The sequence below is a fragment of the Paenibacillus sp. FSL F4-0100 genome, from assembly GCF_037993005.1.
Taxonomy (GTDB): domain Bacteria; phylum Bacillota; class Bacilli; order Paenibacillales; family Paenibacillaceae; genus Paenibacillus_AQ.
Map to the genome: position 1 here is coordinate 5,544,985 of NZ_CP150303.1, position 11,371 is coordinate 5,556,355.

The 11,371-nt window shown below is 52.8% G+C and carries 7 protein-coding genes and 1 pseudogene; 2 read left to right on the forward strand and 6 right to left on the reverse strand.

The window, feature by feature from the left end; all coding sequences use genetic code 11:
- Positions 1-41 precede the first annotated feature (41 nt).
- Genes MHH48_RS25125 through MHH48_RS25135 form a run of 3 tightly spaced genes read right to left on the reverse strand, consistent with a single transcriptional unit; the run spans position 42 to position 5,698 of the window.
- Positions 42-3,248 carry an AAA family ATPase gene (locus MHH48_RS25125; protein WP_076325772.1) on the reverse strand — a complete coding sequence of 1,069 codons (3,207 nt, stop codon included), beginning with the start codon at positions 3,246-3,248 and terminating at the stop codon, positions 42-44.
- A complete protein-coding gene (locus tag MHH48_RS25130; protein ID WP_076325771.1) occupies positions 3,245-4,552 on the reverse strand; it encodes a DNA repair exonuclease in 1,308 nt (435 codons plus the stop codon). The genes MHH48_RS25125 and MHH48_RS25130 overlap by 4 nt, the downstream gene beginning before the upstream one ends.
- A gap of 9 nt (positions 4,553-4,561) precedes the next feature.
- Complete coding sequence (locus MHH48_RS25135) at positions 4,562-5,698, reverse strand: glycosyltransferase family 4 protein (protein ID WP_076325770.1); 1,137 nt, start codon at positions 5,696-5,698, stop codon at positions 4,562-4,564.
- A gap of 112 nt (positions 5,699-5,810) precedes the next feature.
- On the opposite strand from MHH48_RS25135, the gene MHH48_RS25140 reads away from it, so the two are divergent.
- Both MHH48_RS25140 and MHH48_RS25145 read left to right on the forward strand, forming a co-directional pair.
- Complete coding sequence (locus MHH48_RS25140) at positions 5,811-6,974, forward strand: GGDEF domain-containing protein (protein WP_076325769.1); 1,164 nt, start codon at positions 5,811-5,813, stop codon at positions 6,972-6,974.
- A gap of 193 nt (positions 6,975-7,167) precedes the next feature.
- Positions 7,168-8,556, forward strand: a complete 1,389-nt coding sequence (locus tag MHH48_RS25145) for an RsmF rRNA methyltransferase first C-terminal domain-containing protein (RefSeq protein WP_076325768.1) — start codon at positions 7,168-7,170, stop codon at positions 8,554-8,556.
- Between the two features lie 177 nt (positions 8,557-8,733).
- Here MHH48_RS25145 and MHH48_RS25150 read toward each other — a convergent pair whose 3' ends face one another.
- The 3 genes and pseudogenes from MHH48_RS25150 to MHH48_RS25160 all read right to left on the reverse strand — a co-directional run bounded on the left by MHH48_RS25150 (position 8,734) and on the right by MHH48_RS25160 (position 11,329).
- Positions 8,734-9,300, reverse strand: a complete 567-nt coding sequence (locus MHH48_RS25150) for an NADPH-dependent FMN reductase (protein WP_076325767.1) — start codon at positions 9,298-9,300, stop codon at positions 8,734-8,736.
- Positions 9,297-10,370, reverse strand: a complete 1,074-nt coding sequence (locus MHH48_RS25155) for an LLM class flavin-dependent oxidoreductase (protein ID WP_076325766.1) — start codon at positions 10,368-10,370, stop codon at positions 9,297-9,299. The genes MHH48_RS25150 and MHH48_RS25155 overlap by 4 nt, the downstream gene beginning before the upstream one ends.
- A gap of 15 nt (positions 10,371-10,385) precedes the next feature.
- Positions 10,386-11,329, reverse strand: a pseudogene (locus MHH48_RS25160) (ring-cleaving dioxygenase).
- Between the last annotated feature and the right edge of the window lie 42 nt (positions 11,330-11,371).

Below are 11,371 nucleotides of genomic sequence, written 5' to 3' on the forward strand. Positions count from 1 at the left end.
AAGGTATGATAAACCTGCCCTTGGGAAGCCCCTTCTTATGGCTACATCGTGATAAATTGTGCATTGGGTATGCGTTTCATGGTTTGCTCTGCTACATGTCGATGACACGTCATCATCACGACTTGCCGGTCTTGCGACAATTCCGCGAGAAGCTCGAGCGCATGTCCGAGCCGTTCACCGTCAAAATTAACAAACAGATCATCAAGCAATAGCGGCAATCCCATCGCATGTGGCATCGATTGAATCAGACCGAGCCGCATCGTCAAATATAACTGTTCCGCCGTGCCGCGGCTTAGCCTGCTGCTCTCCACCAATTCACCAATCGGGCGCTCTGCCAGCAGACTCTGATCTCCCATCCGCATGACCATCCGGCTGTACATGCCGCCGGTCAGTATGGAGAAGTAGCGGGAAGCCAACTGCAGCACCTGCGGCTGTTTCTCTTCCTCGTACATGCGGCGTGTACGTTTGATAAATTCGGTGGCCATCGAACGTACCGCATATTGCGAAACTAATTCCCTCAGGGCGGAGCGCTGCTCCTCCAACTGCTGCAGGGCGGAATCCTGGTTCCCCGCGGCTTCCAGTGACTCTCTCTCCTGAAGCAGCCGCCCCCGCCGTTCCTGAAGCTCGTCCCGCAGGTGGAGCACGGCGGATACGGCTTCCTCCTTCTTGAAACATTGAGCTTCAAGTTCCGCAGCATCCGTCAGCTCCAGCAGCTGTTCAAGCTGCCGGCGACCCGCATCATCCCAGCCGCTGAACATGGTAATTTCGTGATGGCGGATCGTGCGTACAAGTTCCTCCCGGCGTTTCGCAGCAGCTCCCATACGAAGAAAGGTTTCTTCGTCTGCCGTTTGAGACGATGCAATCAGAGCCGCTTTACGCAGCTGCAGCGCTTCCCGCTCCTCTTCTATCACAGCCCCCTCTTTGCGAAGCTCTTGAACACGCTCTGCAAGGACCTTCTTCTGTCTCGAATCCTCTTGATAGCTCTTCCATCTGGAATGTACGTTGCCGAGCTCAGCGACGGCTGGGATTCGGCTGCCGTTAGCGTCTCCCTGGGGATCCGCCGCAAAGATCTCATGGCATTGGATGATATAATCCTCCGCCTCTTTTAACAGCACATCCATTTTCAGGCCAAGTGATTTTTGCTGCCGGATCAGCTCCTGCCCCTGCTCAACCTTGACGAATACGTCCAGCATCACGTCAGGCGACAGACTCTGCGGGAGTGATCGGTACATAAGCCACGCCTCCCACTGCCGCTCCAGCTCCAAATATCGCTTCTCTTCCTGATCGATGGCGCCCTGAACCGTTTGTAATTCAACCTGTTGCAGCGCAGCCTTCTCCTCAGCCGCCGCACAATCGGACGTCAGTCGATCGAGCCGCTGCCGCCATGCTTGCCAGCCCTCCATCACGGATCGAAGCTCGCGCATCTGCGCCTCCACCATGAAGGGGTCGCGAGCCAGGACAACGTTTTTGTCCCTTCGACTGCCCGGGATCGTACTCACTGCTGCTGCCGCGTAAGGGGCAGAGACCAGCCTGGAATAGAGATGATCTATATGTTCCGTTCCCTGTCCGTCTAGATTATTGATCTCATTCGAAACCGTACCATGATCTTCCCGGTCACGTAGACCGCTCCAGAATACATAACTCATGCCGAGCAGCATCACGATGCCTGAGACCACGGCAGCTTCCGTGGTTGATGTCCATAGCAATACGGCTACCAACAGGAATGTCATAACAGCCATTCCCGCCAGCAGAGCCGCGTACATCCGAGGCAATCGGCCCCTCCCCGACTGGCGTGTGGAAGCAGGTTCCGGCTGTGTCCGGGTCAATCTCCGTTCGCGCCAACGCTCGATCTCCAGCTGCAGCTGATTCCACAGGGCAGCGGTCTCCTGGGGCGCTGCCGGCTGAATCATGGCAAATGCCTCTTGTCCCCGATCCATTTCCTCGCGCAGCTGCCGCCTGGCTTCCCGCAGAGCCGATTCGGCTGCTGCCGCCGAACGCTGGGCCCCGCGCTGTTCAATGAACAGTGCCTCCATCCGGCGATCATACCCGGCAAAGGCCGCACTGATTCGCCGGACCTCCTCGCGCTCCGAAGCGGATACCGATAGAGTCAGCAGCTCTTGCCGGGTCCATGCCGGATCGATATCTCGGAGCAGCTGTTCCAGCCGGATCTCCTGAGACTTGTATTCGGCCGTAAGCTCGGCAAGCTCCCGGCTTGCGGTTTCATGCAGACTTCGTTTCGCCCATAGCTCCTCAATCCGTTCGCCATACTGTTCCATGAACGCATTAAGGGGGAGGGCTCTCAGCTTATCCTCCACGTCCTCGATCGCCCGCTCGACGCGGATTAACTGGGCGAGGAGAAGACGCTCTTCCTCCTGCATCTTTTCGTATCGGGGGATTCCATCCGGAGGAAAGTTGTCACTGTCCATCAGATCCTTGAGTTCCAACCTGGCCTCACGCCATTCCAGCCAGGCCGGACGAATGTCCTGCGCTTTTCGAAGCAGCGACAAATCCTCGGCGTCCCTGTTGCGATCCTGTTCCAGAAGATTCAACCGTTCCTGTATTTCCAGAATGGATGTAACGGTCTCATTATAGCGGGAAACGTACGTCTTGCTCTCCGAAACCTGGGTTCTTAAATGCTCGATGGATTGCAGCAGCTTGGCGGTATGCTGAACCTTTCCGCGCGGCTTATACAGCTTGTCCATCTCCTGGGACAACTTGCGTTCGGCTTCCAGTATATTAGCCCCGCCGCCGATTCCGGCATGAAACAGGTAACCGCTCATTTCGGTAGATTGCAGGCTGCGGATTTCCTGCAGCTCGCTTAACGAGATGGCAAACAACTGACGAAACATATCCCTGGACACGCCGCCCAAGGCATATTGCTCCAACTCCTGCTGTCCAAGCTCGATCACGATCCCGTTATCCGCTAGTTTATGAATATGTACGCGCTCGCCTCTGCCGGTGGCTGAATGTCCTTCTCTGGAACGGCTGTAGCGCCGGATCACCCAAGGCACACCCTCCTTATCCAGAAAACGCAGCTCGCCGCCGTGTACGCCTTCCCCAGAAGGCTCGCCGCGTTCTGCCGGCGAGCCCTTCCCCGGGAATCCGTACAGCATGGCTCGGATAAAATACAGGACACTGCTCTTTCCCGCTTCATTCGGCCCATACAGCACGGTTACAGGGGCATCGATATCAATGCTCTTGTCCCGAACAGCTCCGAAGCCTTGAATGTTCATCCGCTCTAGTCTCATGTTCCGACACCTTCCTCTTGCGAACGATCGCGCAGCAATAACCCTAAGGTCAGTTCCTCCGCTCTGCGAACCCATTCCAGCAGTTCCTCCGGATTAATCTCGTCCAGCAAGGAGCGGAGCTCCGCATGCTCCAGCAGAGGCTCCAAGCTCTTGGCAACAACCCCATCAGGATCTTGAACCCGTCCCTGCTCGCCTCGAACAAGACGAAGCAAGTCCCCTGCAAAGCTGTCTTCCGCAAGCAGCCTCTCTGTATCGATCGCGTCCCCGGATTGAAGGGAGAAACTCTCGATCCAGACGCATCCCCGATAGCCGCATGTCTGCCCCTTCGCGGCTTCTCTTCTCCGCAGATCGGTCAGCAGCTCATCGAGTACATATCCGCCTTCAAGCTGACGATGAACCGGACCTCGTCCCGTAATCCGAACGCGGATCATGCTAAGCCTATCCGCGTTCTCTCTGGCTATTTCGGTGAGAATGGATTCCAGTGAGCGTCTCCATTCATCGACATCCTGATAAGAATCAAGTGGCGCTTCAACGATGTGCCAGCGCATGGAATCGAGCTCATGGAAGCTCAGCTTCGTGTTGAAGCTCCCATCCACATCAACGATATAACATCCCTTGGGTCCCGTCTCCCGGACATGACGTCCCTGGATATTGCCCGGATACACAATAAAAGGAGATTCCTGCAAAGTTCGACGGGAGTGAATATGCCCGAGCGCCCAGTAATGATATCCGGCCTGGATTAGATCCCTTTTCGTACAGGGTGCATAGGTTTCGTGATGAGGATCCCCATCCACGTTCGCGTGCAGAAGTCCGATATGGTAGAGACCGGATGACGGAGCAGGATAACGTATCGCAATATTATCGGTTACCTTCGAGGTCGGATACGACATCCCGGTAATGACCGCCACTTCTTGATGATCCGAGCGGCGAACGGCTGTTACGCTTGCAGGCTCCGCCCAAAACACATGGACATGGGGAGGCAGCGTCATAGTAAGCTTGGTGCTGTCCAGCGGATCATGATTTCCATGGATCACATATACCGCAATCCCTTCCATTCCCAGACGGTTAAGGGACTCCAGGAAGCGAAGCTGTGCGCGCAGCGAGATGTTGGAGCTATCATATATGTCCCCGCTGATGACGATAAAATCAACATGTTGGTCGATGGCGAGCTGCACGAGCCGCTCCAGCGCACGGAAGGTCGATTCCTGAACGAAAGACCGCAGGTTGTCATCGAGCCCGCTGATCCCGATAAACGGACTGTCCAGATGTAAATCCGCAGCATGCATAAATCGAAAAGAAGCCATAACCGATCCCTAACTCTCTATCTTAGGTTGATATTTCAAATACATTTTTTTCAGTTCATTTACGGATCTGGACAGGGAGTATTGACTCTTCGCCTTATCCGAAGCGGTCCGGGCAAGCTCATAACGGTAGAGTGGATCACTGATGACCTTCTCGAGCGCAACGCTGAGTGCTATCGGATCCTCCGGCGGTACAAGCAAGCCGTTTACCCCATCCTCGATCTGCTCAGCGATGCCGCCGACATCGGTGCCTACCAGCGCAAGGCAACTAAGCGCCGCTTCCGCGAACACCGAGCCGAACGCCTCCGCTCTCGAAGGCAGGACAAAGATATCAAAGAACGGCATAAACTCCTCGGGATGCAGCGTATATCCGTAAAAAATCGTCTCCTGGTAGATGCCGAGTGTTTTGGCCATCTCCTCGAGCTCCTGTCGGGAAGGTCCGTCGCCGATAATATGAAGAACGTAATCATATCCTTTGCGTTTCAGTTCCGCGCAGGCTTGAAGCAGAATGTCCAATCCTTTTGCGGGTACCAGACGGCATACCGTAATCAACTGCGGCACCGCATTTTCATGAGGCACCGGTTTAAATCTTTTATCATCAAATCCGTTATGAATAACCCCGATTGATTCGGGCGTATTCACGTAGGGAGCCATATAATCCTTGAAGGAGTTCGACACCGTCAACAAACGGTCGCTGATGTACTCAAGCTCCTTATATAAAGAGACCAGGAATCTGTGCTCCAGCCCTCCTTCTTTGATTCTTCCGTTCAGGATGAGCTCGCGCTCGTAACTGGAATGCACGGTTTGGATGAGCGGAACCTCAGGGAATACGGCTTTCATCGACATGCCTGCAATCGGATGATGACTATGGATAAGATCATAAGGCTTTTGAAGACGCAGACGTGTCCACCACAGGTAATCCCGGTAGGTTTGAAGGTATTTCGCTACAATCGCACTCCCTTCGAACTCTTTCCAATCAAAGGTATGGAATACCGGATCCTCCTGGCCTTTGTTGCGGATCCGCTTGGGCAGCCAGAACATCTCCATCTCCCAACGAGAGGAATGAAAACGCTCCTGCAAATAAGGAATCATGGACGAGACGCCGCCTGGCTGTTCAGGAGGGAAGAATAATGCTTGAAGAAGTTTCATGGGGATCCCCCTTTCTCTAAATCTCTTTTCAGATTCATTGTTTTTCGATATGATATATTAGAACATATGTTTCATTTAAAGGAAACCTATCCCTACTCAGGAGTGAATCGATTTGTCCTATGAATTGAGTTACTGGTCCACTTCTCCACTACCTACCATATTTGCTGTATGCGGAGCTTATATCGCGCTTATGATGCTGATCATGTGTCTCTTTATGTACAGCAAGCAACGCAAGAATGCTTACATATATATGGCGGCAGCCTTCTTCTTCATTATGACATACGAGGGTCTGAACATCCATTCGGCTTGGAGTGGAAAATCTGTTTTTTCACCGGAATCGGACGTCCTTCGTTTCATTCAGCTTTTTTCGTTTGTCCTGCTGAACGTCTCGATTGTCATGCTGTACCGTAGAGTCAAGACCATGCATTATTGGCTTCCCTTGTTGTCAGCCCTACTTCTTATGCTTCCGCTCATTCTTCCCTCATTTCTTCCTTACACCCTGGACCCGATATGGCAAAGCATATATTTTGATGGTTTTCAGCTCGTTGCGCTCTATCTGGCTTATACCAAAGTCACCCCGCGGATCGGACAACCGATCAAATATGCGATTGGACTTGCCGTCTACGCCATCTCGGCTATCCTGCAATCCATACATACCTATTCTGGCAGTCTGTCTCCTGCGCTTCAGGGACTCGCACTCGCCCTGCCGGTGCTTTTCTATAGCATCGTGTTCTTCATCCTGTTCAGACGCATTGTCGAGCTGATGCAGTCCATCTACCGGTCCGCCATTACGGACGGATTAACAGGACTCTACAACCGCAGGCATTTTATGAAGTATCTGGACCATTACGCGTCTCAGGAATTGAAGATATCCGCTATCTTCTGCGACATCGACAATTTCAAGAAGCTGAATGATACCCAGGGCCATGCCAGAGCCGATGAAGTACTGAAGCAGGTCGCCGCCATTATGGAGGAAGAGCTTGATGGTATCGGGATTACCGGCAGGTATGGCGGCGAGGAATTGGTCGCCCTGGTGGTTGACCGCAAAGTCAAACCCGCGCAGGTCGCCGAGAACATCCGAGCCAGAGTGGCAAGCGAGAGCATCGTCACCATCAGTATCGGCTACAGCGTACTGCGCAAAGGCGTTCGCGGCGATGAACTCATGAAACAAGCCGATAAAGCGATGTATCATTCCAAAACAACCGGCAAAAACAAGGTATCCGATTACCGGTCCTTAAAAACCTCTTCAACCGAATCAACGGTATCCGCCGGATAACACTGGCGCAGGCTGCCCACTATATGAAGTGGGCGGTCTTTTTTTTGCTTGACATTTCTTTACTACGCCCTCGGCAACATGATAAACTAATGACCGATTCCTTAAAGCCAGAGAAGAAATGAACTCTGAACTGGGATTTCTTTTCCATACACTGCAGCATGTACCTTATTCTAAAGAAGGAGCAATATAACGAATGAGAAAGGAACTATTGCCTGTTGGCTTTGTCGCCAGCATGAATGATATTCTTGGGGATGCCTCGTGCGATTTTTGGGACAGCTATGATTTCCCCCGCACCCACGGGCTGCGTCTTAACCGGCTGAAAGCGGTTCATGCCGCAGACAGCGTAAAAAACCTCATCCGGCAATTCGAGCTGACACCCGTCCCCTGGTGTGATACCGGATACTATTATGATGAAAGCCTGCGCCCAGGCAAACACCCCTATCATGCCGCTGGACTATATTATATTCAGGAGCCCTCGGCAATGTCCGCAGTCGAGCTGTTGAATCCTCAGCCCGGAGAGACCATCCTGGATCTTGCGGCAGCTCCCGGCGGCAAGACCAGCCATATTGCCTCCAAGATGATGGGCCAGGGACTGCTTGTCTCCAATGAGATCCACCCCGAGCGGGCGCGGATTCTTGCCGAGAACGTGGAACGTATGGGAATCATGAATACCGTCGTTACGAGTGCGGCACCGGATCAGCTATCCCGCCGTTTCGTTGCCTGCTTTGACCGGATCATGCTCGATGCGCCATGCTCCGGTGAAGGCATGTTTCGAAAGGATGCCACAGCGATTGAGGAATGGTCGCCTGAGCATGTGGATCTGTGCGTCGCCCGGCAGTGGGACATTGTCCAGGAGGCGTACCGGATGCTCAAACCGGGAGGAACTCTGGCTTATTCCACCTGTACATTCAACACGGCCGAGAATGAAGAGATGATTGAGCGCATTCTTTCACAGTATCCCGATATAGAGCTGCATGAAATGAAGCGCTTGTGGCCCCACTTGGAACGGGGGGAGGGGCATTTTGTTGCTATCTTGGTCAAATCGGCGGCTGCCGGAGCTTTACATGAAGACCTCGGTTACTCTGAGGGCAGCAGTAAATCTCCCGCAAAATCAAATCGAGGCAGCAAACAAACGCCTGCGCCTTCCGCTCTGGCTGAATATCAGGCTTGGGCGAAGCAGGACATCCCTGGATTTGAGCTTAACGGCGGTACTCCGATATTGTTCGGTGAGGAGCTGTACTGGCTTCCGGTCAGCGAGAGCTTGGCATGGAATGACAAGCAGCTGAAGGGATTAAAGATGCCGCGCGCAGGTCTGCATCTGGCTCATCTGAAGAAGAATCGTGTCGAACCGGCGCATGCCCTTGCTATGTCCTTGCATCCTGGCCAAGCTGCCCGCAGCTGGGATCTGCCTTCAGATTCTGCCGAGGCAGCTGCTTATTTGCGGGGAGAAGTGATCTCCATTCCTTCCGAATACCGGGGATGGACGTTGGTAACCACGGATGGATTACCTCTGGGTTGGGGCAAAGCCAGCGGCGGACAGCTCAAAAATCACCTGCCCAAAGGCTTGCGCAAGCCCAAGTAACGCCCATTTCTAGAACCCATACAGAACCGTACAGATCGAAACCATCGTTAAAACGGATAAGCTTCCGAATTCAGCAGTCTGATTAAATATGTACAAAGGGGCCATCTCTCTGCAACAACATGCAGGGAGTATAGCCCCTTTATCATTTATAAAACTTTATCTGGCCATCTAATCTAATCAAAAATCATAAGCTGCGTCTTTGGTCTCCTGGATCGCGGACACCACATTCAAATGCATTACCGTGTCTTCGACCAGACGCTCAATGCGAAAGAGAATATCGTCGTTCACGATTTCATTGCGGTGAAAGTCCTTTTCTTCGATGAACACGTACGTTGGAACGATATGTGCCTTCATATAGGACAGAATCGGCTTTAACTGCTGCTCGATCATTAGAAAATGTTTCGCAGACCCTGCCGTTGCCAGCATACTGGCGACCTTGCCCCGAAAAGCGTTCACCGGCAATAAATCGAAAACGTTCTTGAGCGTCGCCGGGATGGAAGCCTGGAAGGTAGGCGTACCGATGATGAGTGCATCTGCCGCCATAATCGTTTCGGCTACATAGCGGGTATCCCCCTCATATTCCCGATAATCCCGGCCATCGCCGAAAACAAGGTTGTATTCAGCTAAATCCAGCAAGATCATCTCGGCATCCGGATACTTATCGCGGGCAGCCTTGAGCGTATAATTCATCGCCGTTTTGGTCTTGGTGCCGACGTTCGAGCCGGCGATTCCTACGACGTTCATCCGATTTCCTCCTTGCTTTTTGCAGTATGTTTTCTGATCTCCGGCGCGATTACCGTAGCGATCAGTTCAATGTTTTTGGCGATTTTGTCAAACGGCAATCCACCAAAGTCGATCTGTGCCAGGAAGCGCTGTTGTCCGTACATCTCATATTGATACAGCATCTTCTCGATAATCTGCTGCGGACTGCCGACCATCAGAGCATCCCGGTGATCCGTCGACTGCGCGAATTGCTGCTTCGGATAACCACTGCCTTTCAATGCCATCATGCCGGAATTGATGTGCGGGTAGTACTCGCGAAGCGCATCCTGCGAGTTCTCCGCCGTATATAACAAACTGGTCGTCGCGATCGGAAACTGAGAAGGATCATAGCCGCTCCGCTGCAACGATTCCCGGTAGGCCTCCACGGCTAGCTTGAAATTAATGGCCGGGCCGCCAAGCGTGGTCAGCATCATCGGAACGCCGGCGTAACCGGCCTTGATTGCACTCGCCGGCGGCCCTCCGACCGCGCGCCAGATCGGCATTTTTCCGGATTGAGGCTGCGGAAGAATGGTCGCATGGTTCAGTGGTGCACGGAACTGTCCCTCCCAGGTTACGGTTTCTTCCGCGTTGATTTTGAGCAGCAGCTCCATCTTTTCTTCGAATAATTCCTCGTAATCGCGCACATCGTAACCAAGCAAGCTGTACGCACCGACGCGAGAGCCGCGTCCGGCTACAATTTCGGCACGCCCCTTCGAAATCAAATCGAGTGTTGCAAAATCCTCATACACCCGCACTGGATCCGACGTGCTTAACACCGTGGCCGAGCTTGCTATTTTTATGTTTCGGGTTGCCTGGGCAATCGCGCCAAGGATGACCGTATGCGCTTGGGTGGTAAAATAAGTCTGGTGGCTCTCCCCTACCGCGATCACATCCAACCCGGCCTCATCCGCCAGCTTGGCTGCCTCAATGAGTTCATGTATGCGTTGTTCCGCGCTTATGCGCTTCCCGGTCATCGGATTGATCATGTGCTCACCGATGGAGTAAATCCCGATCTCCATTCCTTTGTCTGGATGAATTCGATATTCTTTCATGCGTTGATGTCTCCTTTATTCGTCTATTGGTGTCAATCCTGCTTCAATTTCAGCACGCTTGGCCTCCAGGAACGGCGGCAGATCCAACTGCCTGCCCAGCTCTTCCACGGTGGAATCTGCTGTAAAGCCGGGTCCATCCGTCGCCATTTCGAATAAGATGCCGTTCGTTTCACGGAAATACAAACTTTTGAAATAAAATCGGTCAATGATTCCGGTTGATTGAAAGCCATGTTGGGATACCGCCTCGTTCCAATAAGCCAATTCCTCCTCGTCATTGACGCGGATCGCCAGATGGTGCACACTGCCGCGTCCCGGTCTTTCGTTGGGTCCATCCTGCTCTTTTACCACGATTTCGCCGAGTGCTTGCCCTTCGACGGACTGATATATCGCTTCGTGCTCCGAACGGAAAACCTCGACATACCCGAGTACTTTCGTGAGCGTGGCTGCCATTTTATCTAGATGGCGTACGGTAATCTCTACCGTTCCCATCCCCAGGATGCGGTGCGCCTGATCAGCGGGCGACCCCTCCCACGCTGCCCAGTCTGCCGGCACTTCTGCACCGTTATGGTTAATCAGAATGAGGCGCAGCCCTTCCGGATCTTCAAACGGCAATGCCTCTCTGCCTGCATACATGTGATATCACTGTGCGTAACTCTAAGTTGTTCAAAGCGCTTTTTCCAATACTTCAGACTTTCGAATGACGGAACAAGCAGCCCGATTTGTGTAATGGCGTTGGTTCCGCGCACGGTTCTCCCTGTAGCCGGCATTTCGAAAAAGGATAATTCCGTACCGGCGCTTCCCGTTAAATCCCCATAAAACAAATGGTACATGGAAGGATTGTCCTGATTGACCGTCTTCTTCACTCTTCGCAAGCCCAATTTCTTTTGATAAAACTCATGATTTAATGGAGCATTCTTCGTAAGCATGGATATATGATGATGCCCTGGTATATGATGCATAGCATCTCCACCTCTTTCAGTTTACTAATTAAGTGATGATTA